This is a genomic window from Streptomyces sp. NBC_01077, assembly GCF_045162855.1.
Taxonomy (GTDB): domain Bacteria; phylum Actinomycetota; class Actinomycetes; order Streptomycetales; family Streptomycetaceae; genus Streptomyces.
This window is the reverse complement of record NZ_CP108669.1, coordinates 1631334-1655913: the sequence shown is the minus strand read 5'-3', so window position 1 is coordinate 1655913 and position 24580 is coordinate 1631334. Positions and strand designations below refer to the sequence as shown.

Sequence of the window (24580 nt, the reverse complement as noted above, 5' to 3'; positions counted from 1 at the left end):
CACGCCCTCGCGCCGGCCCGGAGGCCGGGCGGCGGCACGGCACCTCACGCAGGGCGGCCGGGGCGGGTCGGGCGCGCCGGGCGCCCGACCCGCCCCGAGCGGGATCAGGCGCTCTCGGCAGCCAGGTCCGCGCGGACTTCACGGGCGGCCGCGACGAGGTTCTCCAGGGAGGATCGCGTCTCGGGCCAACCACGGGTCTTCAGACCGCAGTCGGGGTTGACCCACAGGCGCTCGGCGGGGATGGCATCGAGTCCCTTGCGCAGGAGTGCGGCTGCCTCCTCGGTGCCGGGGACGCGCGGGGAGTGGATGTCCCAGACGCCGGGTCCGGCCTCGCGCGGGTAGCCGTGCGCGGCCAGTTCGCCGGCGACCTGCATGTGGGAGCGGGCCGCCTCCAGGCTGATGACGTCCGCGTCGAGGTCGTCGATCGCCTGCACGATGTCCCCGAACTCGGCGTAGCACATGTGGGTGTGGATCTGGGTGTCCGGCCGCACTCCGCCGGTCGTCAGCCGGAACGACTCGGTCGCCCAGGCCAGGTAGGCGGCATGGTCGGCGGCGCGCAGCGGCAGCGTCTCGCGCAGCGCCGGCTCGTCGACCTGGATGACCGACGTGCCCGCCGCCTCAAGGTCGTTCACCTCGTCGCGCAGGGCGAGAGCCACCTGCCGGGCGGTCTCGCCCAGCGGCTGGTCGTCCCGTACGAAGGACCAGGCGAGCATGGTCACCGGACCGGTCAGCATGCCCTTGACCGGCTTGGAGGTCTGCGCCTGGGCGTACGTCGTCCAGCGGACGGTCATCGGTTCGGGGCGGGAGACGTCCCCGGCCAGGATCGGGGGCCGGACGTACCGGGTGCCGTACGACTGGACCCAGCCGTGCTGGGTGGCCAGGTAGCCGGTCAGCTGCTCGGCGAAGTACTGCACCATGTCGTTGCGTTCGGGTTCGCCGTGCACCAGGACGTCGATCCCGGTCTTCTCCTGGAAGGACAGGACCTCGCGGATCTCGTCCTTGATCCGCTCCTCGTACCCGGCGGCGTCGATCCGGCCGGCCCGCAGATCGGCCCGCGCGATGCGCAGCTCGCTCGTCTGCGGGAACGAACCGATGGTCGTCGTCGGCAGCAGCGGAAGGCCCAGGTGTGCCCGCTGGGCGACGGTCCGCTCCGCGTACGGCTGCGAGCGCCGTCCATCGGTGTCGGTGACGGCCGCCGTGCGGGCACGCACCGCCGGATCGCTGGTCAGCGCGGATCCGGAGCGTGATGCCAAGTCGGCCCGGTTCGCCGCGAGTTCGGCCACGATGGCGTCCGTGCCCTGCGCGAGCCCGCGTGCCAGGACGGCGATCTCGGCCGTCTTCTGCCGGGCGAAGGCGAGCCAGCGGGCGATCTGCGGATCGACGTTCCGTTCGGCGGCGGCGTCCAGCGGCACGTGCAGGAGGGAGCAGGAGGCGGCGACGTCCACCTGGTCGGCGAGCCCGAGGAGCGTGCCGAGAGTGCCCAGCGACCTCTGGTAGTCGTTGATCCAGATATTGCGTCCGTCGACGACGCCCGCGACCAGGCGCTTGCCGGGCAGCCCGCCGGCGGCGGCGAGGTCGTCGAGGTTGGCGGCGCCCGACTCCGTGAAGTCGAGGGCCAGGCCTTCGACCGGCGCCTTGGCCAGTACGCCCAGCGCGTCGCCGAGCCGCCCGAAGTAGGAGGCGACCAGCAACTTGGGACGGTCGGTGGCGGTGCCCAGGTCGCGGTAGGCCCGGGCGGCGGCGTTCAACTCGGCGGGCGTGCGGTCCTGGACGAGAGCGGGCTCGTCCAGCTGCACCCATTCGGCCCCGGCCGCCCGGAGGTCGGCGAGCACCTCGGCGTACACGGGAAGCAGCCGGTCCAGCAGCGTCAGCGGCTCGAAGTCGGGGGCCACGCCCGGCGCGGGCTTGGCGAGCAGCAGGTAGGTGACGGGGCCCACGAGGACCGGGCGGGCGGCGTGGCCGAGGGCGAGGGCCTCCTTCAGCTCGTCGACCTGCTTGCGGGAGTCGGTGGTGAAGACGGTGTCCGGCCCGAGTTCGGGCACCAGGTAGTGGTAGTTGGTGTCGAACCACTTGGTCATCTCCAGCGGGGCGATGTCCTGGGTGCCACGGGCCATCGCGAAGTACCCGTCCAGAGCGTCGGCCGCGACCGCCGCGCGGTGCCGCTCGGGTACGGCGCCGACCATCACACTGGTGTCCAGGACGTGGTCGTAGTACGAGAAGTCGCCGGTCGGCACCTCGTGGATGCCGGCTTCGGCCAGCTGCCGCCAATGCGAACGGCGCAGGCTTGCCGCGGTGACCCGGAGGGCGCCGGCGCCGACACGGCCCTTCCAGTACCCCTCGACGGCCTTCTTCAGTTCGCGGTTCTGCCCCTGGCGGGGGTACCCGTACACGGTGGCTCGTGCTGCCGCGGCTGCGGGCTTCGGTGTCACGGAACTCTCCTTCGCGAGATGTGTCCTGAGCGCCCCGGAGACGGGACGTGGACGCGAAGGAACGAACGACCGGGCGGAACACGTCGCGGATACACCGCACGTGCCGCTCGATGAGTACGCCGACCCGCCCACGAGGTCACCGGGATCACCGCACGCGGAATCGTCCACGTGCGGGCAACGGGCAGGTCTTCGGACTCGCGGGCACGTCTGCCGGGGCAGACACCTACTGGCCGTCGCTTCCCAGACCCGTCCGGGCCCAGTGCGTATGACGGCGGTCGTTCCCACTCACCGCTGCGGGGCAGTCCCGGATTCCCACCGGGTTCCCTCTTACGACGCATCCCGCCTGGCGGACGGGGCGAACCAGCTGCACGCCCACCTTAGGCGGACGAACGGCGGCCGCGCACCCCTGATCGAATATCGGGACGCCCCGTGTCAGCCGGTTCCGGCCGGGTCCTCAGCGATGGAGCAGCCGCTGCCACTCCTGGGGGACGCGGCCGGCCGGGCCCGGGGCCGGCTGGTCGGCCGGGTGGCCGCCCGGAGGGGCGAGTACGGGGCCGGCTTCGTACAGGTCGTCGGTGTCGTAGTTCCAGAACCAGTCCTCGCCCGGCTCGAAGCTCTGCACCAGGGGATGCCCGGTGGACTTCCAGTGGGCGGTGGCGTGCTGGGCCGGCGAGGAGTCGCAGCAGCCGATGTGGCCGCACTGGGCGCAGCGCCGCAGGTGGAACCACCAGCCGCCCACCGTGTCGCAGTCCGCGCAGCCCGTGCCGCTGGGCGGGACGCTCGGGTCGATTCCCTCGATCTCGGTCATGCGGGCTCCTCGGCGGTCTCGGGGCCGGTCGCGGTTTCGGTGTCGGCCGTGGTTCCGGTTCCGGTCTCGGCTTCGGTTTCGGCTTCGCTCTCGGGGGCGGTCAGCGGCAGCAGCACCTGGAACCGGGTGTCGCCCGGCACGGACTCGACCTGGAGGCTCCCGTGGTGCTTGCTCACGACGATCCGCCAGGAGATGTCGAGGCCGAGACCGGTGCCTTCGCCGACCGGTTTGGTCGTGAAGAAGGGGTCGAAGATACGACTGCGGATGTCCTCGGGAACACCGGGGCCGGTGTCGCGGAACTCCACGAGCAGGCGGTCGCCCTCCCGGGCCGTGCGGACCGTCAGGGTGCCGTCGCCGCCGGCGCTCCCGATGGCGGACACCGCGTTGTCGATGAGGTTGGTCCACACCTGGTTCAGCTCCGCCGGATAGGCGGGTACGTCGGGCAGGGAACGGTCGTAGTCCTTGACCACGCGCACCCGGGGACCGATCTTGCCGGACAGCATCAGCAGCGTGCTGTCGAGGAGTTCGTGGACGTCGACGTCACGGTGCGGGGCACGGTCGAGCTGCGCGTACTGCTTGGCCGCGTCCACCAGGTGGGAGACGCGGTTCGTGGAGTCGGCGATCTCGTCCATCAGCAGCTCGGTCTCGACCGTGTAGTTGAGCCAGCCGACGGCTCCCGGCAGGACGTCCTCGGCCACGGTCGCCGCCACCTGCTCCAGCCAGTCCGTGTCGAGACCCGCCTGGACGAAGGTGGGCGCGACCCGCCAGCCTTCCGGGATGCCGCGGTCCTCCAGCCAGTCGGTGAGCTCGTCCTCCCGGTCGGAGGCCTCCATCGGGCTCAACACCGGCGCTTTGGCGACCCGTTCGGCCGTGCGCTCCTGGATCTCGATGAGCTCGGCGAGGGCCTCCCGGGAGTAGGGGCCCCGGGCGATGATCGCCAGCTTGTGCCGCATCTTGCCGACCCGCTCCCGCAGGTCCGCGGTGGCCCGGACGGCCGCCGCGGCCGGGTTGTTGAGCTCGTGGGTGAGTCCGGCGGACAACGATCCGAGCGCCAGCAGCCGTTCACGCTGGCCGATGGCGCGCTGGGTGTTCTTGGACCCGAAGAAGAGCCCTTCGAGCAGGTGCGCCGCCATCGGGAACCACTCCCGCATGATGTCCGCGAACGACTGCGCCGGCAGGACGAAGAACCGGGTGGGCTCGGTCACCCGCATGGAGTTGTTGTACGTCTGGGGCACCCGGTCGCCCAGATACGCCTGCATGGCCCCCGCGTACACGCCGCGCTGCGAGGTGCGGCTCACCTCCACGTCGTCGCCGCCGACCCGCCGGGACAGGACGACGGTGCCCTCGATCATCACGTAGAAGCAGGTGGCCGGGTCGCCCTCGGTGTAGACCGGGCCGGTCCCGAACCGTTCCACCCGTCCCTCGGCGCACAGTCGTGCGAGTTGCTCGGGCGAGAGCTTCTCGAACAGGAACAGCGAGGAGATCTCGTGCTGGTCGCAGGGCATGACCTGGCCGCTCATGACTGCTCCAGGTACCGGTGGACGAGCATCACGGCCATCGCTCCCTCTCCTACGGCGGAGGCGACGCGCTTCGCGGACCGGGCACGCGCGTCGCCCGCCACGAACACGCCGGGCACGTTCGTCTCCAGGTGGTACGGCGGCCGGTCGAGGTCCCACTCGGCCGGCGGCCGCCCGTCCGGCGTGAGATCCGGCCCGGCCAGGATGAAGCCGTGCTCGTCGCGCAGCACCGTCCCGTCGAGCCAGTCGGTCAGCGGGGCCGCTCCGATGAAGACGAACATCCACTGGGCGTCGACGACTTCGGTGGCGCCGGTCACGGCGTCCCGCAGGGTCAGCTGTTCCAGGTGCTCCTCGCCGTGTGCGGCCTGGACGACGGTTCTGGACCGCACGGTGATGTTCGGAGCGTCCTCGATCTGCTGGATCAGGTAGTACGACATCGATGCCGCAAGGGACTCCCCACGCACCAGGAGCGTCACCGACTTCGCGCCCCGCGCCAGGAACACCGCGGCCTGCCCGGCGGAGTTCGCGCCGCCGACGATGTACACGTCCTGGTCCTCGCAGGAGGACGCCTCGGTGAGGGAGGAGCCGTAGTACACGCCGCGCCCGGTCAGGTCCTCGCAGCCCGGCGCACGGAGCTGCCGGTAGGACACACCGGTCGCCAGGATGACGCTGTGCGCGGCGACCTCCGTACCGTCCGAGAAGCGGACGACGCGCGCCGCGCCGTTCACCTCGAGACCCGTGACCTCCCGCGCGGTGAGGATCTCGGCACCGAAGCGGCCGGCCTGGCGGCGGGCGCGTTCGGTGAGCTGCCCACCGGAGACGCCGTCCGGGAAACCGAGGTAGTTCTCGATCCGGGAGCTCTGGCCGGCCTGCCCGCCGGTCGCCGAGCGCTCCACCAGGACGGTACGGAGCCCCTCGGACGCCCCGTACACCGCCGCGCCGAGCCCGGCCGGGCCGCCGCCGATGACGACGAGGTCGTAGAAATCGGCGGTCGGCGTCGTGGCGAGCCCCACGTGGGCGGCGAGCTCGGGCGCATCCGGCTCGACCAGCGCGGTGCCGTCCGGCGTGATCACCAGGGGCAGCCGATGGCCGTCGCCCCCGGCCGCGTCGAGGAGCCGCCGTCCCTCGGGCTCGTCGGACGAGTACCAGCGGTACGGCACCTGGTTGCGGGCCAGGAACTCGCGCACGTACGAGGAGCGCGCCGACCAGCGGTGCCCGACCACCTTCGTCGCGGGTACCGGCCGGTAGTCACTGGAGCGCCAGGCCGTCAGGAGGTCGTCCACGACCGGGTAGAGCTTCTCCTCGGGCGGGTCCCACGGCTTGAGCAGGTAGTGGTCGAGGTCGACGACGTTGATCGCGTCGATGGCCGCGTTGGTGTCGGCGTACGCGGTCAGCAGCACACGCCGGGCCCCCGGATACACGCCGAGGGCCTGCTCCAGGAACTCGATGCCGTTCATCTGCGGCATGCGGTAGTCGGCGAGGATCACGGCCACCAGGTCGCCCCGCAGCTTCAGCTCGCGCAGCGCCTCAAGGGCGGACTCGCCGGATTCGGCGCGCACGATCCGGTAGCCGCCGCCGTAGCGGCGCCGCAGGTCGCGGGCGATGGCGCGGGACACTCCCGGGTCGTCGTCCACCGTCAGGATGACGGTCCGTGCCGCGTCGGTGACCTGTGCCATGCGTCTCCGCCCTGCTCGCGTCGGACGACCGGCACGACGAGCTGCCGACGCCGGCTCCCGCCCATCGTATGTTCGATCGTGGGGGACCGCTCCGGCACGCGGGTTCCGGCCCGGCACCACGGCCGGGGGCTACGCCACCGATCCGCCGGCGGAGCTTCGAGCGCTTTCTTCGCCTGCTCTCTTACGCACCGGCGAGTTTCCCCTTAGCCTCACCACTGCTCGCACGTTACCGGCCGGTCAATGAATCGTCGACGGGCAGTCCGGGCCCGGGGGGTTGACATGAATTCCGCGCAGCACCTTCTTGAGAGCCGCCCGCCGTCGGTGGCGCACATCTTCCTCTCCAGAGTCGAGGCCACACCCGACCGGGAGGCCTATCGCCACCCCGTGGCGGCCGCCCACGGCGCTCCCGGCGCCGAGGAGTGGCGCTCGCTGACGTGGGCGCAGACCGGGGAGCGCGTGAAGGCCATCGCGGCCGGCCTGCTCACCCTCGGGCTGCGGCCGGAGGAGCGGGTGGCCATCTCCTCCTCGACACGGATGGAGTGGATCCTCGCCGATCTGGGCGTGATGTGCGCGGGAGGCGCCGCGACCGCCGTCTATCCGAGCACCGACGCCGACGAGACGGCCTACATCCTCGCCGACTCCGGCAGCCGGGCCGTCTTCGTCGAGAACGCCGAGCAGCTCGCCAAGGTGGCCGCCCAGACAGAACGCCTGCCCGGGCTCGACCACGCGATCCTCTTCGACCCGGAGCCGGACCTGCCCCCGGTCGAGGGGCTGGACGTGCTGACCCTCGCCGAGCTGGAGCAGCGAGGCACCGCGTACCTTCAGAAGCATCCGGAGGCTGTCGACGAGACTGTCGGTGCCCTGGAGCGGGATCAGCTCGCCACCCTGATCTACACCTCCGGAACGACCGGCCGCCCGAAGGGCGTGCGTCTGGTGCACGACTGCTGGTCCTACCAGGCCGTCGCGCAGGAGGTCAGCGGGCTGCTGCTCCCCGACGACGTGCAGTTTCTGTGGCTGCCGTTGTCCCATGTCTTCGGCAACGCCCTGATCTCGGGGCAGGTGAGGACGGGAAGCGTGATCGCGGTGGACGGCCGCATCGACCGCATCGTCACCAACCTGCCCGCCGTCCGGCCCACCGTGATGGCGTCCGCACCGAGGATCTTCGAGAAGGTCTACAACGGCATCGCCGCCAGGGCGAAGGCCGAGGGCGGGGTCAAGTACAAGATCTTCCTGTGGGCCGCGAAGGTCGCCCGCGACCACGCCAGGACCGGGCAGGAGACCATGGTGGCGACGGGCAGACGCACCGTGCCCCGGTGGCTCTCCGTGCAGCACGCCCTCGCCGACAAGCTGGTCTACGGCAAGATCCGTGCGGCCTTCGGCGGCGAACTCCGCGGCAGCGCGTCGGGAAGCGCCGCGCTCGCCGCCGACATCGGCTACTTCTTCGCGGGTGCGGGCGTGCCCGTTCTCGAGGGCTACGGCCTGACGGAGACCAGCGCGGCCGTCACGGTCAACCCGGTCGACGACTTCAGGGTGGGCACGGTCGGCAGGCCCCTGCCCGGCACCGAGGTCCGCATGGCCGAGGACGGGGAGATTCTCCTGCGGGGTCCCGGCGTCATGCGCGGCTACCACAACCTCCCGGAGAAGACCGCCGAGGTGCTGGAGAGCGACGGCTGGTTCCACACCGGCGACATCGGCGAGATCGACACGGACGGCTTCGTCCGGATCACCGACCGCAAGAAGGACCTGTTCAAGACCTCCGGCGGCAAGTACATCGCACCCACGGAGATCGAGAGCCGTTTCAAGGCCGCCTGCCCGTACGTCAGCAACATCCTGGTCATCGGCAACAACCGCAATTACTGCACCGCCCTGATCACGCTCGACGAGAGCGCGATCATGCCCTGGTCGGTGTCTCAGGGCCTTGAGGGGCGCAGCTACGCCGAGGTCGTCTCCGCACCGGAGGCGCATGCGCTGATCGACGGCTTCGTCCAGCGCGTCAACGGCGACCTGCAGCGGTGGCAGACGATCAAGAAGTTCGCGGTTCTGCCGCGCGACCTCGACATCGAGCACGGGGAACTCACCCCGAGCCTCAAGGTCAAGCGGCCCGTCGTGGAGCGGGAGTACGCCGAGCTCGTCGAGGCCATGTACGAGGGCGCGCGCGAGGCATGACGCCCGGCCGCCCTCGTGCGGCGGGGTGGCGGGGCCCCTGAGCGGGGCCCCTGAGCGGAGACCCCGAGCGGAGGTCCTGCCCCTACGCGGAGGCCCTGCCCCGGCCCTTCGCGTCGCCGTTCGTGGGCGGATAGGCCGGGCGCTCCGGTATCGACGGGGAGCCGTGGGGTGACGGGAGCGGCGGCAGCGACGGCTGGTGCAGCCAGGCCGTGAGCAGAGCGTCCACCGGCTGGTCGGCGTAGCGGGACACGTGGGCCGTGAAGGCCGCGGTGGTCACCACGCCGTGGCGGTGCACGGTCGCCCAGTCGCGCAGCATGCGGAAGAAGGCGCCGTCGCCCAGCGCGCAGCGGATCGCGTGCACGGTGAGCCCCCCGCGCTCGTACAGACGGTCGTCGAACATCAGCTTGCGCCCGGGGTCGGCGAGCTTCAGGTCCCGCGGCTGCGCGGCCAGCATCCGGTGCGCCATGGCCGCGAGCTCGTGCGCCGTGCGGCCGCCGGAGCGCTCCGACCAGAGCCACTCGGCGTACTTGGCCAGGCCCTCGTTCAGCCAGATGTGCCGCCAGTCGGCGATGGTCACGCTGTTCCCGAACCACTGATGCGCGAGCTCGTGGGCGACGAGCCGCTCGGAACCGCGCGCGCCGTCGACGTGGTTGGTGCCGAAGAGGGAGAGCCCCTGGGCCTCCACCGGCACGTCCAGTTCCTCGTCGGCGACGACCACCGCGTACTCACCGAACGGATACGGCCCGAAGAGCTCCTCGAACAGCTGCATCATGGCGGGTTGCCGGGCGAAGTCGCGGGAGAAGCGGGGCAGCAGATGCGCCGGCACATGGGCGCTCTGTGTCACGCCACCGAGCCCGGGGTCCCCGAGCAGCACCGTCTGGTGCATGCCGATGGAGAGGCCGACCAGGTAGCTGGAGGTGGGCGCGGGCTGCTCGTACACCCAGGTGGTCGTGCTGGCCCTGGTCGTACGGGTGAGCAGCCGGCCGCCCGCCACCACGGTGTACGCGGAGGGCGTGTTGACCGAGATCTGGTACGAGGCCTTGTCGGCGGGCCGGTCGTTGCAGGGGTACCAGGAGGGCGCGCCGATGGGCTGGCTCGCCACCAGCGCGCCGTCGGTCAGCTCCTCCCAGCCGAGCCCGCCCCAGGGGCTGCGCACCGGCTTGGGGTTGCCCGCGTAGTGCACCTCCACGGTGAACGCGGCGCCCGCGGGCAGCGGCTTGGCCGGCCGGACGCGGAGCTTGCCGCCGCGGTGGGTGTAGTGCGGTGCGCGGCCGTCCACGAGGATCCGGCCGACCTTGAACTCGGAGAGGTTCAGGTGGAACTCGGTGAGCGCTGCCCGCCCGGCGATCGCGCTCAGCCGGGCCGTCCCGGCCAGCCGGTTGGGGCCGGGACGGTACTCCAGAGCGAGTTCGTACCGATGCACGCGGTAACGGGAGTCGCCGTGGTCAGGGAAGTACGGGTCCGATGCCGTTGTCCGCTCGCCGCTCACTGCTGCTCCCGCTCCCTGCCCTGTGCTGTGCTCGTGCTGCCCGTTCAGGCCCGCCACGCCTCGATCGGATTGCCCAGCCAGCGGGTGTCGGCGGGGACGGATTCCCCGGCCATCACGAGAGAGGCGGGACCCAGCGTGCTGCGGGCCCCGACCGAACTGCCGGGCAGGACGATTCCGCCCGGGCCCAGGGTGGCGCCCTCGCGGAGGACCACAGTATCCGTCCTCAAGATCCGGTCGTGGAAGAGGTGAGTCTGCAACACACAGCCCCGGTTCACGCTGACCGCGTCGCCCAGGACGACCAGGTCCGTCTCGGGCAGCCAGTAGCTCTCGCACCACACGCCCCGGCCGACCCGGGCCCCGAGCCCGCGCAGCCACAGGTTGAGGAGCGGCGTGCCCGGCACCGATCCGACCAGCCACGGCACGGCGAGGACCTCGACGAAGGTGTCGGCCAGTTCGTTGCGCCACACGAAGCCGGACCAGAGCGGGTGCTCGCCCGTCCGGTGCCGGCCCACGAGCAGCCACTTGGCGGCCACCGAGACGAGGCACGCGGCCGCACCCGAGGCGAGCAGGACCACCCCGGACAGCGACGCCGTGCCCCAGATCCCCAGACCGGTCGCCGTGACCAGGGCGCAGAGCGCCGCCACGGTCAGGACCGCGAGGGCGGCCGAGCAGAACACCGGAACCAGCCGGCACAGCTCCACCAGGCCGCGCGCCCACAGCAGGCGCGCGGGCGGGTCGTACGTCCTGCTCCGGTCGGAGTCCGCGGCGGACCGCGGCAGCCTGACCGGCGGCAGACCCAGGTACGAGCTGCCCTTCTTGGCCTTCTTCGGCGTCGCGGACAACACCCCGACCAGGCCGTCGTCCGGCACCGTACGGCCCGGCGCGGTCATGCCGGAGTTGCCGAGGAACGCCCGGCGACCGATCTCGGAGTGCCCGATCCGGACCCAGCCACCGCCCAGTTCGTACGGGGCGGTCAGGGTGTCGTCGGCGAGGAACGCGCCCTCGCCGACGGTGGTGAGGCTCGGCAGCGCGAGCACCGTGGACACCTCGGCGCCCCGGCCGATCTTCATGCCGAGCAGCCGCAGCCAGACCGGAGTGATCAGCCCGGCGTAGAGGGGGAAGAGCGTCTCCCGCGCCAGGTCCATCAGCTGCGTGACGGTCCACGCCTGCCAGGCGACCCGGCTGTGCGTCGGATGGCTTCCGGTGCGCAGCCCGAGGCTGAGCAGCCGTACCGAGACGAGCACGAGCGACGCGTACGCGAACCCGTAGGCGAGCGCTCCGGGCACCACGGCGAGCAGCGCACCCGACAGCGCCTCGGCGAGCCCGGCGCCGGACGGCACGAAGCGGCTCACGACGAGCAGCGCGGGCAGGCCGGCGAGCACCGGCAGCGCCGAGAGGAAGAAGCCGGTCGCTCCGTATACGGCCCGCCAGCGGAGCGTGCGCACCGGTCGCTCCTTGGGCCAGTTCCGCTTGGCCTTGCCGAGCTTGCCCGCGGGTGCTCCGGCCCAGCGCTGTCCGGTCGGGATCTGCCCGGCCACGGCGGAGCCGGGGGCCACCTCGGCCCGCTTGCCGACCCGAGCCCCGGGGAACAGCAGGCTGCGGGTGCCGACCACCGCGCCCGCGCCCACCTTGACCGGGCCGATCTCCAGCCGGTCGCCGTCCAGCCAGTAACCGGAGAGGTCCACCTCGGACTCCACGGCGCAGCCGCGGCCGAGCTTGAGCATGCCCGTGACCGGCGGCAGCGAGTGGAGGTCCACGTCGGGGCCGACCTTGGCGCCGAGCGCCCGCGCGTAGCGCTCCAGCCAGGAACCGGTCAGCGAGGTCGCGCCGACGCACTCGGCAAGCCGTTCGGCCGTCCAGAGGCGCAGGTGGACGCTTCCGCCGCGTGGGTGGCGTCCCGCCTTGACCCCGCGCAGCAGCAGTCGTGCGCCACCCGCCGCGATCGCGAGCCGGCCGGGCGGGCTGAAGAGCAGCGCCGCGCCGGCGGCGACGAGCCACCACGAGGCGGTCGGCGCCCACGCGTAGGGCCCGAACCAGTGCAGGACGTTGCCCAGCGCGAGCAGCGCCACCGTCCAGCGCAGCCCGACCACGGTGAAGAGCGGGAGCAGCAGGACGGTCTGGACGAGCCCGGACCGGAACGGGACCGGCTGAACGGTCCGTACGGCCCCGTCGTCCTGGACGGACTTCTGCAGGTGCCTGGCCAGCTTGCGCAGGGTGGACTGCTGGTAGATGTCGACGACGGCCGCGCTCGGATAGCGGGTGCGCAGCCGGGTGGTGAGCTGGGCGGCGGCGAGGCTGTTGCCGCCGATGGCGAAGAAGTCGTCGGCGGCGCCGGTGACGGCCACCCCGAGGGTCTCGCTCCACTGCTCGGCGAGCCATGCCTCGGTGCCGTACAGCTGCTCGGAGGGGCCGGTGGTCTCCATTTCGGGGAGTGGCCAGGGCAGCGCGTCCCGGTCGACCTTGCCCGAGGTGCGGGTGGGCAGCTCGGCGACGGGTGCCAGGAGCGGCACGAGGGCGGCGGGCAGCTCGGCGCGCAGCCGCTCGACCGCCGCCGCGTGGTCCCAGCCTTCCTGCGTCACGAGATAGCCGACGAGCAGCTGGTTGCCGCTGCGCGCGGTACGGACGGCGGCGGCCGCCCCGGCGACGCCGGGCAGGGCCTGCAGGGCGGAGTCCACTTCGCCCAGCTCGATGCGGCGGCCGCCGAGCTTGATCTGCTCGTCGCCGCGGCCGAGGAAGACCAGGCCCTCCGGCTCGGCACGGACGAGGTCGCCGCTGCGGTACGCCCGCTCCCAGCCGAGGGATTCCAGCGGGGCGTACTTCTCCGCGTCCTTCTCGGGGTCGAGGTAGCGGGCGAGCCCGACGCCGCCGATCACCAGCTGGCCGCTGCCGCCCATCGGCACCGGTTCGCCGGACTCGTCGACCACGGCCAGTTCCCAGCCGTTCAGCGGGAGGCCGATCCGGATGGGCTCCTCACCGGTCAGGAGGGAGGCGCAGGCGACGACGGTGGCCTCGGTGGGGCCGTACGTGTTCCAGACCTCGCGGCCCTCGGTGACCAGGCGCTGGGTCAGCTCGGGCGGGCAGGCCTCGCCGCCGAAGATCAGCAGTCGGACCTCGTCGAGGGTCTCCGGATCCCAGAGCGCGGCGAGGGTCGGCACGGTGGAGACCACGGTGATCTCCTGCTCCACCAGCCAGGGGCCGAGGTCGGCGCCGCTGCGCACCTGGGACCGGGGGACGGGCACCAGGCAGGCGCCGTAGCGCCAGGCCAGCCACATCTCCTCGCAGGAGGCGTCGAAGGCGACGGAGAGCCCCGCCATGACCCGGTCGCCGGCTCCGATCGGCTCCTCGACGAGGAAGAGCGCGGCCTCGGCGTCCACGAACGCGGCGGCGCTGCGGTGGCTGACGGCGACGCCCTTGGGCTTGCCGGTGGAGCCGGAGGTGAAGATGATCCACGCGTCGTGCTCGGGGCCGGGCCGCGCGGCGGCACGGTCGTCCGTGCGCCCGGCGAGGTCACCCGCGTGCCCGGCGACGTCGCTCCCGATGACGTCGATCCGCTGCCCGCCGCCCAGCACGGCCCGCACTCCGGCCTCGCCGAAGACCAGCTCGGCCCGCTCGTCCGGGTCCTCGGCGTCGACCGGCACATAGGCGGCTCCCGCGGCGAGTACGGCGAGGATGGCCGCGTACAGCTCGTTGGTGCCGGAGGGCACCCGGACGCCGACCCGGTCGCCGAGCCCCACTCCTGCGGCGGCCAGGGCGCGCCGCCGGCGCTCGACCTCCGTGGCGAGCGCCCGGTAGGTCAGCCGGGTGTGGCCGTCGTCCAGGGCGAGCTCGTCGGGGTAGGCCTGGACGGACGCCTCGAAGATGTCGATGAGGGTGCGCACCGGGGCGGCGGGCCCGGCGGAGAACCGGGCGGACTTGCCGGACTCCTCCTCCCACGCGTCCCCGTCGTGGAGCAGAGTGGTGTCACCGTGCTCTGGTGTGGCTGCCATCGGACCTCGTGTCTCGTTCCCGGCAACTCCGGGTCGTCGGCGGAGCCCGGGTCTGCCCAGGTTGTTCCGGTCCGACGCCAAACAGCCCGCCAGTCTAGTGCGTCGGCGAGGATTCTCCGGCCCGACGCCTTGCGCGTGGCCGGTTGGGGGCGGTAATGGGGACGGGGTCGCCGGGCTGCCGGACGGCAGCTCAGGCGTCGGCCGACAGCGTGGCGACGCCGGGGCCGCGGAGATCGTCCAGCGCCGCCCGACGCCCCATCACGGACAGCAGAAGGGACAGCGCGGGGCCGTTCACCTCCGGCCCCGTTCCGACCGTCAGGTCGGCGTCCGTCGCCGTGAGTCGGACGCGGGTCAGCAGCTCCTTGGCCCCGCCGAAGGACGCCGGGGTCCGTGCCTGCAGCCGGAGGGACCGGCTGACGGCCTGCGGCGGGTAGGAGCGGGCGAGGCCCAGGGGCCGACGGATGTCCTCGCCGTGGACGATCTCCTCGACGAGCCGACTGTCCAAGGGCCCGGGAGGGGCCGACGTCCTCGACGCCACCCGACGGAACCGCTCCAGCGTCTCCCGCGGTGCCGTCCCGCGCTCGCGCTCCACACCGCGCGTGTTCTGGCGGTCGAAGTCGAACCGCGCGACGACCATGCCCCTCACGAAACCCAGGCGTGTCGTGCGGGCGTTGTCGACCAGATGGGCGAGCACGTCGTGCACGGTCCATCCGGCACAGAGCGACGGTTTCCGCCACTTCTCGGCATCGAGGTCGGTGAGTTCGTCGATCAGCGCCGCACGCTCGGCGTGCACCATCGGCCAGACATCGTCCGTCACGGGTTCTCCTTCATCGGGCACAGCGTTCGCCGGGTCTTCGGGCACAGCGTCCGCCGGCGCATCGGCCACAGCGTCCGCCAAGAGGACTTCGGGGGCGGCGAGAACTCATCGCCCGGCGCGTACGGGCGTTCCGGCGCGAGCGGCGCCGGGCGACGCGACCGCGGACGACGCCGCCAGGGCCGCCCGCACCTCGCCCGCCAGGGCGAGCGGGTCACCCGTGGGCGTCGTCGGGTAGCGCCGGCGGTCGTGCGCCCACGCGTCGTCCCGCGCGAACCAGTCGACGGCGACCGGCTCCGCGCCGTCCACCAGGGCGCTGTCGAGACTCGCGAAGTAGGCGGCCCAGCGGGGCGCGTAGACGTCCTGGACGAGACCGGCCCATTCACGGTTGGCGTAGTCGTGCAGGCCGCCCGCCTCGCTCGGCACCCGGTCGGCCCAGGTGGTGAGGATCGACCGGGCGTCGTACTCCAGCCGGTCGCTCTCGGCCGGGCCGGCGCCCCAGGAGCGCGCGTCGGCGAGCCGGGGACCGAGCAGGAACCGCCGGTCGGAGCCGACGAGCCGCCCGAGCAGCTCCTCGTGCGCCCGCCACTCCCGTACCAGCGCCCGGAAGCCCGCCAGGTCCTCGGCCTCGTAGGCGCCCTTGATACGGGGGAGCAGGACCCGGCTGCGGTTCGCGAGCGCCTGACGTGCCACGTCCACGAGGTCGAAGCGGTACGCGTCGGTGGCCTGCAGCCGGGGCGCCACCTGGAGCAGTTCCGCGAGCGCCCGCTCCACCGTCGTGGCGTCGTACCGCATCGCCTTCGGGCTCCATTTCGCGGCGGTGGCCGCCGTCAGACCGGGCCGCGCGGCGAAGAGGCTGTCCTGCGGCTCGCTCCACGTGCCGGACCCCATGCTGTACGGGCCGAGCCGCAGCTGCTCCCACGCGGCGGCCGCGTGCGGATCCGTACCGCCGTAGCGCCGGGCCGCGTACCCGGCGAACCAGCTCTTCTGGTCGATCGGGCCCGGCTGCCAGGCGAGTTCGGTGAAGAGGTCGAACGCGGCGGGATTTCCGCCGGTGCCCTCGGGGAGGTACGCGATGCCGCGCAGCGCGCTGTCCTGCTCGGCGAGCCAGGTGTGGAAGCGGTCCACCCACGCCCCTGTGTTGGCGCCGAGGCTGGTGTGGCCGCCGAAGTTGGGGATCGTGCCGAAGGCGTACGGCGTGCCACCCCAGGCAGTCTCGCGATCGAGCCCGTCGTAGCGGTCGGAGAGGCCGTCGACGATCAGGACCCGGCGGCGGTCGACGCCGCTCAGGAGGGCCGGGGTCGGGTTGTGCTGCCAGCCGAGCATGACCCAGGTGGCGCCGGGACGCGCCGCTTCCAGGGCCCGCTGGACGGCTCCGGCGGCCGCCGCGACGTCGACGGTTCCCGCGATCCCTCCCTCGTGCAGCAGGTCCATCTTGACCATGTCGGTGGCCCCGAACCGCCCCTGCTGGAACCGGTAGTAGGCGGCGGCGAGCCGGGCGAAGACGGGACCGGTCGGATCGAGCCAGTCGGGCCGGTCGAAACTCACCCATCTGCCCTGTGGGACGGTGACCGCGCCCGGGTTCCGCGCGGCGAAGTCCGGGGGCACCGTGCCGAAGAACCCCGGCAGCACGGGTGTCATCCCCAGCGAACGCAGGTGCCGCGCGATCCGGCCCCCCAGCGTCGCGCGGGCCTCGATCAGCTGCTCGGAGACCGGGCCCGCGAAGCCCGACAGGTTCTGCAGCAGCCACCAGCCCTGATGGGCCGGGGCGGGGATCCAGTCGCGCAACTCCGCCGCGCTGTAGCCGAACTCCTGGAGCGCCCGGTGGTACGGGTACTCGGCGCCCGTCGGGACGAAGACCTCGTTCACGCCGTGCAGCGCCATGAGGTCGATCTCGTGCTGGTAGGAGGCGAAGTCGCGGTACGCGCCGGAGTACCCCTCGTCGGTGTCGTTCAGGGCGTAGCGGTGGGGCACGGCCGCCGATCGGGTGATGGTCCCGGAGACCGCGGGGAGCGTGCCGGGCAGCAGGTCGACGCTGGCGCCGGGCCATCCGAGGTCGACCCCGGCGACCTGCTTCAGGTACCAGCCGACGCCGGTGAGGAGGGTGGCCGGCGAGGTGCCACGTACCAGGATCGCCCCGGCCTCGCCCGAGACCGAGAAGGAGGCGCCCGAGGCGGGCTCCTCGACCGGGACCAGGGTGAACTGCGCGGCCCGGGAGGGCAACAGGCGCTCCAGGCTCGCCCGGGCGGGCGAGGGGTCGAAAGCGGCCGTGGGGGTGTCGGAGGCGGCCGACGAGGTGAAGACGGGCGGCGGGCCGGGTGTGGCCGCGGAGGCGGGGGTGTCGGGCAGTGGTGGCGGTCCGGGCGCCGCCGCCGTCACGGCGGCGAGAGCCGTGGCGGCGAGGACGGTACGGCATCGAAGGATCAGGCGGCGGCCCATCTGGCTCCCTGCTGCGGGTCGAGCGGAAAGGCGAGGCGTGGGGGCGAGAGGTCCGGTCGCCGGATGCCTGCCCTGTACGGATGATCGTCCCGGGCCGCCGGGTGTGCATGCCGATACCGCCGCCCGGGGGGCGGCGGTATCGGCAGGGTGATCCGTGTGGGTGCGGTGCCTCCGTGTGGGTGTGGCGCCTAGGGGACGGCGGTGGGGCGGAAGCTCTGCGCCCGGGAGCCGTCGCAGGAGCGTTGGACGAGGGGCGCGCCGACCGTGGTCGTGCCGGTGGTGGTGAGGCACTTGCCGCTGTGGCGGGCGACGAAGTGGTACCGGCCGGAGGGCTCGGCCACCGGCAGCCATTGCTGGTTGGTGCCGCCCCCGTAGGACCACAGCTGCAGGGGTGCCCCGTCGGTTGTCGCCCGGTCGGTCACATCGACAACCTGCTGGGGTGCGGTGCGGACGCCGATGCGGGTGTGGCCGTCGGTCGTCGGGGTGAAGCGGAACTGCTGGGCCTGGGTGCCGTTGCAGGTGTACTGCTGGACGGGTGTGCCGTTGGCCGTGGCCGCCGCCCGTACGTCGACGCACAGGCCGTTTGCCTCGGCGGCCAGGGCGTACCAGGAGTCCCCGGGGAACGGACCGGGTGGAGTGGTGGTGCCGGTGCCCGCCAGCCACCTGAGGCCGTCGATGAGGAGACGGTTCTGCGTGGGGCTGGCGAAGCTGGAGGAGAGCCGGGTGTTGGTGGTGTAGTTCATGGCGTTGTGACCGAAGTTGGCGTACAGCATGCGGTACTGCGTGTTGGTCCACACGAGGGGGTAGTCGCCGCTGTACCAGGTCTGGTTCGGGTCGGTGCCCAGCGGGAAGCCGGCCGGGTCGACCGAGGCGAGTACCTTGATCGACGGGTTCGCCCGCAGGTTGTTCGACCAGCTGTACCACTCGCTCACGGCCGAGGTCCATGTCGCGGGCAGGCCGGCCGCCGCTGGATGGGACGCGTTCTCGGTCCGTACGAGAGCGGTGGTCGGGCCCCAGGTGTTGGAGCGGAAGTTCCCGCTGCCCAGGAACTCGTTGTAGTACCAGTTCCAGCTGGAGGCGTTGGTGGTGAACGCCGAGACGTGGAAGCCGAGCCACGCTCCGCCGCCCCGTATGTACCGCTCGAATCCAGCGCGTTGCGCGGCGCCCTGCGGGGCGTCGTCGAGGAAGACGACGACGTCGTACGCGTCCACGCCGCCGTTGGCGAGGAGGTTCCAGTCGGTGGTCGCCGTGTACGTGAAGTCGTTGGCGGCCGCGGTGCGCGGGAACCAGTCGTTGGCTTCCTTGACGAAGTCGATGTGGGCCGCGTCCCAGGTGCCGTTGTAGAAGGCGAGAACCTTGAACTCCGGTGCGGCCGTGGCCGCTTGGGCGGGTACGACGATGCCGAGTCCGAGGGCCAGTGCCATGAGGCCGAGCAGCCGGGTCAGGAGTCGGGTCATGGGTGACTCGCCAGGTTCGCGACGTTGGTGGAGGAGTTGGACGGGCCGCCGCGGTCGTTGACGACGTGCCGGATCGTGCCGGTCCCGCCGAGGGAGACGGTGACCATGCTCCGGAAGCGGACGTCGGGACGATCGGGGGCCTCGATGGCGTGCTCGGCGGTGACGCCGGGGTTGACGTTGAAGTAGCAGTAGCTGCCGAGTCCGTAGGCCTGGTGGCTGGTGACCGAGTCGGCGACCTTGTAGGCGGCGTAGCCCTGGGTGGTGCCGTTCATCCAGGATGCCTGGTTGGGCGGGTCGTACGGCATCTCGTTCTGGTAGAAGTACGTCCGGCCGCGGTTGCCGTTCCAGACGGTCTGGTGCTTCTGGTAGTGCTCGACGAACAGGCCGTACATGGTGACGTCGTCGCCGTTGACGACAAGGCCGGTGTCGGCGGTGTTGGTGTTCCAGCCGACGCCGGTGCCGTGGTCCGCGCGCCAGACCCACAGGTGGTCGCCGATGACATGGTCGCTGTTGACGACCAGGCTGGTGGTGGCCTTGCCGACGGCCGCGCCGCCGACGCGGAAGTACACGTCGTGGAGCGAGGTCGGGTCGGTGGCGTGGGAGGCGGACGATCCGGCGGGGCCGAGCTCCAGCAGGGTCGGCGAGTTGACCGTGCCGGCGTCGAAGAGGACGCCCGCGATCTTCACCCCGTCGACGTCGGCGACGGTCATGGCGGTGACGCCGTTGTCGGGGACGAAGGTGGCGAGTCCGAGGCCGAGGACCACGGTGCCGGGGCGGGTGACCCGAAGGGTCTCGTTCAGGTGGTACACCCCGGGGGTGACCAGGAGGTCCTTGCCCGCGGCGAGGGCGGCGTTGATCTGGGCCGCGGTCGCGCCCGCCTTCACGACGTGGAAGCGGTCCATGCCGAGCTGGGTTCCGGCGGGGGTGCCGCCGGCGGCCCACGTGGTGCCCGTGGAGTCGGTGCGCGGGGCGGGTACGACGACCTTGTAGGCGCCGGTGGCGTCCACGGTGAGGAAGGGCTTCTCGCGGACGACGGGGGAGCGGTCCACGGTGGTGTGCGGCGGGTTGGGGAAGCTCGTGCCGGGGACGCCCTGGCTGCCGACGAAGACCATGTTCCAGTTCGACCCCGTCCAGGAGCCCAGCTGGGAGTTGCGGGTCAGCCACTGCTGCTGGGTGCCGGAGCGGACCTGGCCGTCGATCTTGGTGTCGGCCATGAAACCGCCGCTGGACCAGCCGCCGTCGCTCAGTTCCAGGTTGCCGCGCACATGCATCCGGCGGTACGCCGAGGCCTGGGACACGGCCCAGCGGTCGGTGCCGCCGGTCGGGTTGACGGACAGGTTCTCCGCACCGCGCCAGAAGTTCTGGGTCGCGTTCTGCGGCGGGAACCAGTCGGCCTCCACGTGCACGGCGCCGTTGATCGTCACGGCGTCGGGCGACTGGCCGAGCCCGAGGACCTGGGTGTAGAAGCCGACGTTGACATCGTTGTTGTACGTGCCCGGCTTGAACAGGACGGCGTACCGCTCCGGCCCGAACTGATTGGTCTCCTGTCGTTGGAAGATCGTGTTCAGGCGGCTCTGGACGGTCGTCGAGGGCATGGACGGGTCGATGACGACGACGTTGGGTCCGAGGTCGACGTCGCCGGGCGCGGTGCTGACGGGGGTGATCTGGTAGCGCTGGGCGGCCGTGCCGTTGCAGGTGTACTGGACGAGCTGCACGTTGTCGGCCGTGGACGCGGCGGGGACGTCGAGGCACTTCCCGCTGTTGCGGTTGACGAGGTGGAAGGCCCCGCCTCCCTCGTCGACGGCCCGCCACTGCTGGTTGAGGCCGCCGCCGTAGGTCCACAGGTGGACGGCGGCGTTGTCGGCGGTGGAGACGTCGCTGACGTCGACGACCTGGGCGGAGTCGGCGCGGCTGCCGATGCTGACGTGGCCGTCCGAGGTCGGTGCGATGGTCCACTGCTGGGCGGTGGTGCCGTTGCACGCGTACTGCTGGACGGCGGTGCCGTTGACGGTCGCGGCGGCGCGGGCGTCGAGGCACTTGCCGCTGCCGGAGTTCACTACGGTGACCACGCCGGTGGGGACTTCGGCCGCGACCGCTGCCGTGGCCCCGGCGGCGGATCCGGGGGAGGCGGCGGAGGCGGGGGAGAGGGCGGAGGCGGGGGAGAGGGCGACGAGAGCCGAGCAGAGCACCGTGCCGGTGGCCAGGACCGCGGCGAGGCGCTGGGGTCGTGGGCGGGCACGGACGGGGCGCCGGGGTGCGGCGTTCCGTGGAAGGGCGGGCATGGGGGCTCCTTGGGCGGAGGCTGGCTGAGGGGGTGCAGAGATGCGGGGGCGCAGGGCGCGGGAGGCGCGGAGGGGCGGAAGGCGCGGAGGGGCGAACCCGGCGGAGGCGTACGCGAAGGGGCGGGCGCGGCCGAGGGTCAGCCGTTGTAGGCCGCGAGGATCCGGGTGAACTCCCAGGCCTGCTGCCCGATGTTGGAGCAGGTGTCGGCTCCGCCGCCGGTGCAGGGCCGGTCGCGGTTGACGGACCAGAAGGTCAGCCGGGCCAGGTGCCGCTGCTGCGCGTAGGCGAGGATGGTGCGGAAGTCGGCCTGGGTGATGGTCTCGCCCACGTCCGTGACGCCGTTCATCGAGGAGATGCCGGTGTGGCGGTAGGCCTGGTCGTCGCTGTAGCCGTACGCGTTCTTCACCGCGGTCTTGAGTCCCTCGGCCGCACGGACGGTCAGAGTGCCCATGTTCTGTCCGTTGCCGCCGAAGTTGAACGGCATGATGGTCCAGCTGTCGACGGTGAGGCCGGCCGTGGCGGCGCGGTTGATGAGGCCGGTGTCGGGGCCGTTCTGGCCGGTGCCGAAGGTGACGTACACCTTCAGGCCGGGGTTGCCGGCCTTGACCGTCTTCAGGGCGTCCACCGTGCGCTGCTGGACGGTGGGGCTGTCGTAGGCGGCGGCCTCGATGTCGATGTCGATGGCCTTGAGCCCGTACGCGTCGATGACCTTCTGGTACGCGGCGGCGAGTTCGCCCGCGCTGGAGCACGAGCTCTCCAGTTTGTTGCCGCTCCAGCCGCCGAAGGACGGGATGACGTCGCCGCCGGCCGCCCGGACCGTGTTGACCGTCTGCTGGTCGACGCCGCCGACGAGGGGACGGCCGCCGTCCCACTGCGGGTTGCAGTAGCCGTTGCTGAGGACGAAGGCGAGCGTGAACCACTTGACGCCGGTGGCGTTCATGACGGTGGTCGGGCTCGGCGGGCTGCCCCAGCCGTTGTAGAGGTACGGGGCGACGGCCATGTTCCCGCCGGGGGCCGGGCCCGTTCCACCGGCCGGGGGTGCCGTCCACTTCTGGTTGGCGGCGCCGGTGCACGTCCATATCTGCAGCCGGGTGCCGTTGGCCGAGCTGTTGCCCGTGGCGTCCAGACACTTGTCCGCCTGCGGGTTGACGATGTCGCGGGCCGCGGTGACCATCCAGCGCTGGGCGGCGGAGCCGTTGCAGTCCCAGAGCTGGATCGTCGCCCCGTTCGCCGTGCCGCCCGAGGTCACGTCCAGGCACTTGCCGAGGGCCTTGATGGTGCCGTCGGTACCCACGTCCCAGTTCTGGGCGGCGGTGTCGTTGCAGTCGTAGAGCTGGACGGGGGTGCCGTTCGCGGTGTCGGCCCCCGCCACGTCGACGCACTTGCCGCCGATTCCGGTGATCCGACCGGTGGCGGCGTCGGCGGGGGCGTCGGTGGCGAGGGTGAGGCCGCCGGCGGCGAGGGCGAGCGCGGCGACGGTGAGTGGCAGGCGGGTCCGGTGCATGTGGGGGGTCCTCTCGGGTGGGGAGGCTCGGCGGGGGGCGCGGCCGGGCGCAGGCGCCCACCGCGGATCTACCGGGTCGACCGGATCCACCGGATCGACCGTCGTTCAGGAGTGTGAACACCATTCCACTTTCTGATCGGCGAATGTAAAGGTCTGAACCAGACGCGTCAAGACTTCGCGCATTCAGATCTTGAACGCACAACCCCCTTGATGCTTCTCGAAGTTGAGATTCGACGGGAGTTGGCGTGAAGTGTTGACGGCAGGGGGTGGGTCCCTGAGGCTAGGACACCATTCCCTGACCCTCCAGCTCGGTCAGCCGCACGGTGCAGAGCCCTCCGCGCTCGGCCTTGACCTCCGTCACCTTCAGTTGGGTGCCCGGCGCGAGGATGTACTCCTCCTCGCCCGTGAACGCGGAGAACCGCCGGATCGCCACCGCCCGCGCCGGCGTGACCTCGAACAGCGTCCGCCTGCCACGGCTGCCGAGGAACGCCCTGGCCACGCCCAACTCGGACGTGCACGACGACACGCCCCACCACGTCACCGTCTGCCCCACCGGATACTGCGACCGCAGATCCAGCGCCACGCCACGCCACAACGGCCGCGTCCGCGCCGGCAGTGACTCCACCGCGGAGAACAGCAGGCGCAGGTACGGCAGGTACGGCACCAGCCGCTCCCGGTCCGGGGACCGCAGCACGGCGTTGATCTCGCGGTAGAACGCCGACTCGCAGGTGTACAGATGCAGCGCCGAGATCGCGTCGGCGGACAGTTCCTCCCCGAGTGCCGCCTCCGCGACCTTGGCCTCCCCGAACCGGCTCGACCGCTCGATGTGCCGATCCAGCCGGGCGAGCACCCGCGACACCGGCTCGACGGCCTTGCGGAAATCCATCAGCGGTGTGTCGAACACCCCGGTGATGGACGGAAGGACGAGCCCCTCGTCCTTGACGCTCGTGAGCCGTTCCAGATACAGCTGGTGCAGCTCCATCGTCGAGGCGATGAACGCCCCCATCCGCTCCGCGACATCACCGCCCTCCGCGCCGCCGGCCCCCGCCGCCTTCCGGTCCCAGCCCTTCCGCGGCAGCCAGTCGACCGGCTCGGCACCCACCGCCGCCAGGGCGTCGTTCACCCGGGCGAAGTGGTCCCCCTCGCAGAAGATGTCCCCCTGGGCCGCCGGATTCGCGTGGTCGAGGTGCCGGACCTCGACCCCCGGGTACTTCTTCTCCAGTCGCTGGACGACCCTCTTCAGGCTCCGGGCGTGCGCGCCCCACCAGGCGAACACCACACCCCGGTCCTCCTCGTCGGCGTCCTGCTTCGCCCGGAGGATCTCCTCGACGATCTGCTCGGCCACGGGCCGCCAGAACGACGTGTGCCGATCCGTCGGCATCGCCCCGTCCGCACTCGCCGTCAGAGAGGCGTTGAGAAGCAGTACGCCCTGGGTGAGCATCGCCTGGAACCACTCCGGCGGCGCTACCGTGTCCTCCTTCTTCAACAGGGCGCGGACGTCGGAGATCGGCGTCTTCTTGACGATGCCGTACTTCCACATCGCGGCCGCCTTGATGATGCAGCGGATGCTGACCACCCGACCGAACTGGCTGTCCTTCCAGTCGTTGAAGGTGTTGTCGAACATCGCGATGCCGGTCGCGCTCTCCGCCCGCGGGTACGGGTTCTGTCCGAAGGCGACGACCTTCCACTTGTGCGGCGGATGGGGCTTCAACGCCTGAAACGTCAACTCGCGCACCGGAACGACCTCCGGACTGCGCTTCGGACCGATGAAGTCGCCGGCCCCCGGCTGTGCCTCGATCACCGGGGCCAGCAACGGAAGCCACGGCTCACCGCCACCGGTGAACAGATCGGCCAGTCCCAGGGGATCCCCGGCGGAGGAACCCGCTTCGCCCGCTGCGGGAACGTCGACGTCATTCACGAGGGCAGAACTCCCAGAACTCGAACCGGACGCCCCTTCGGGGCCGCCGGCATCCTGTACGGATTCGTGTACGGATTCGGTGGGGTCATCGCCG

The 24580-nt window shown here is 71.9% G+C and carries 13 protein-coding genes and 1 riboswitch; of the genes, 1 reads left to right on the top strand and 12 read right to left on the bottom strand.

The window, feature by feature from the left end:
- Positions 1 to 104: 104 nt before the first annotated feature.
- The 4 genes from metE to OG462_RS07345 form a co-directional block, all read right to left on the bottom strand.
- A complete protein-coding gene (gene metE, locus OG462_RS07360) occupies positions 105 to 2429 on the bottom strand; it encodes a 5-methyltetrahydropteroyltriglutamate--homocysteine S-methyltransferase (protein WP_406055628.1) in 2325 nt (774 codons plus the stop codon).
- A 162-nt stretch (positions 2430 to 2591) separates the two neighbouring features.
- Positions 2592 to 2809: riboswitch (cobalamin riboswitch) on the bottom strand.
- Positions 2810 to 2883: 74 nt separating this feature from the next.
- Positions 2884 to 3237 (bottom strand): UBP-type zinc finger domain-containing protein, encoded by a 354-nt coding sequence (locus OG462_RS07355; RefSeq protein ID WP_406055626.1) that lies wholly within the window; start codon positions 3235 to 3237, stop codon positions 2884 to 2886.
- On the bottom strand, positions 3234 to 4757 hold the full coding sequence (locus OG462_RS07350) for an ATP-binding protein (RefSeq protein WP_406055625.1): 1524 nt from the start codon (positions 4755 to 4757) through the stop codon (positions 3234 to 3236). Before OG462_RS07350 ends, OG462_RS07355 begins: the two co-directional genes overlap by 4 nt.
- On the bottom strand, positions 4754 to 6430 hold the full coding sequence (locus OG462_RS07345) for an FAD-dependent oxidoreductase (RefSeq protein WP_406055623.1): 1677 nt from the start codon (positions 6428 to 6430) through the stop codon (positions 4754 to 4756). The genes OG462_RS07350 and OG462_RS07345 overlap by 4 nt, the downstream gene beginning before the upstream one ends.
- 279 nt (positions 6431 to 6709) lie before the next feature.
- On the opposite strand from OG462_RS07345, the gene OG462_RS07340 reads away from it, so the two are divergent.
- A complete protein-coding gene (locus OG462_RS07340; protein ID WP_406055621.1) occupies positions 6710 to 8596 on the top strand; it encodes an AMP-dependent synthetase/ligase in 1887 nt (628 codons plus the stop codon).
- Between the two features lie 82 nt (positions 8597 to 8678).
- Here the strand turns inward: OG462_RS07340 and OG462_RS07335 are convergent, their stop codons facing one another.
- From OG462_RS07335 to OG462_RS07300, 8 genes are all read right to left on the bottom strand, one after another.
- Positions 8679 to 10085 carry a M1 family metallopeptidase gene (locus OG462_RS07335; RefSeq protein WP_406066408.1) on the bottom strand — a complete coding sequence of 469 codons (1407 nt, stop codon included), beginning with the start codon at positions 10083 to 10085 and terminating at the stop codon, positions 8679 to 8681.
- A gap of 44 nt (positions 10086 to 10129) precedes the next feature.
- Positions 10130 to 14071 (bottom strand): Pls/PosA family non-ribosomal peptide synthetase, encoded by a 3942-nt coding sequence (locus OG462_RS07330; protein WP_406055619.1) that lies wholly within the window; start codon positions 14069 to 14071, stop codon positions 10130 to 10132.
- 190 nt (positions 14072 to 14261) lie between these two features.
- A complete protein-coding gene (locus tag OG462_RS07325) occupies positions 14262 to 14867 on the bottom strand; it encodes a maleylpyruvate isomerase family mycothiol-dependent enzyme (protein ID WP_406066407.1) in 606 nt (201 codons plus the stop codon).
- 126 nt (positions 14868 to 14993) lie between these two features.
- Positions 14994 to 17324, bottom strand: a complete 2331-nt coding sequence (locus OG462_RS07320; protein WP_406055617.1) for an alpha-N-acetylglucosaminidase — start codon at positions 17322 to 17324, stop codon at positions 14994 to 14996.
- Between the two features lie 188 nt (positions 17325 to 17512).
- Positions 17513 to 18781 carry a ThuA domain-containing protein gene (locus tag OG462_RS07315; protein WP_406055615.1) on the bottom strand — a complete coding sequence of 423 codons (1269 nt, stop codon included), beginning with the start codon at positions 18779 to 18781 and terminating at the stop codon, positions 17513 to 17515.
- Positions 18778 to 21063, bottom strand: coding sequence for an RICIN domain-containing protein (locus OG462_RS07310; RefSeq protein ID WP_406055613.1), 2286 nt, complete (start codon positions 21061 to 21063; stop codon positions 18778 to 18780). The genes OG462_RS07315 and OG462_RS07310 overlap by 4 nt, the downstream gene beginning before the upstream one ends.
- Positions 21064 to 21200: 137 nt before the next feature.
- Complete coding sequence (locus OG462_RS07305) at positions 21201 to 22568, bottom strand: ricin-type beta-trefoil lectin domain protein (RefSeq protein WP_406055611.1); 1368 nt, start codon at positions 22566 to 22568, stop codon at positions 21201 to 21203.
- Positions 22569 to 22848: 280 nt separating this feature from the next.
- Positions 22849 to 24486, bottom strand: coding sequence for an ADP-ribosyltransferase domain-containing protein (locus tag OG462_RS07300; RefSeq protein ID WP_406055609.1), 1638 nt, complete (start codon positions 24484 to 24486; stop codon positions 22849 to 22851).
- Positions 24487 to 24580 lie beyond the last annotated feature (94 nt).

Bases quoted from the DNA above. Each gene is read 5' to 3' on its own strand.
- OG462_RS07355 (WP_406055626.1), bottom strand. From the start codon at position 3,237: ATGACCGAGATCGAGGGAATCGACCCGAGCGTCCCGCCCAGCGGCACG.
- OG462_RS07350 (WP_406055625.1), bottom strand. From the start codon at position 4,757: ATGAGCGGCCAGGTCATGCCCTGCGACCAGCACGAGATCTCCTCGCTG.
- OG462_RS07345 (WP_406055623.1), bottom strand. From the start codon at position 6,430: ATGGCACAGGTCACCGACGCGGCACGGACCGTCATCCTGACGGTGGAC.
- OG462_RS07340 (WP_406055621.1), top strand. From the start codon at position 6,710: ATGAATTCCGCGCAGCACCTTCTTGAGAGCCGCCCGCCGTCGGTGGCG.
- OG462_RS07330 (WP_406055619.1), bottom strand. From the start codon at position 14,071: ATGGCAGCCACACCAGAGCACGGTGACACCACTCTGCTCCACGACGGG.
- OG462_RS07325 (WP_406066407.1), bottom strand. From the start codon at position 14,867: ATGGTGCACGCCGAGCGTGCGGCGCTGATCGACGAACTCACCGACCTC.
- OG462_RS07320 (WP_406055617.1), bottom strand. From the start codon at position 17,324: ATGGGCCGCCGCCTGATCCTTCGATGCCGTACCGTCCTCGCCGCCACG.
- OG462_RS07315 (WP_406055615.1), bottom strand. From the start codon at position 18,781: ATGACCCGACTCCTGACCCGGCTGCTCGGCCTCATGGCACTGGCCCTC.
- OG462_RS07310 (WP_406055613.1), bottom strand. From the start codon at position 21,063: ATGCCCGCCCTTCCACGGAACGCCGCACCCCGGCGCCCCGTCCGTGCC.
- OG462_RS07305 (WP_406055611.1), bottom strand. From the start codon at position 22,568: ATGCACCGGACCCGCCTGCCACTCACCGTCGCCGCGCTCGCCCTCGCC.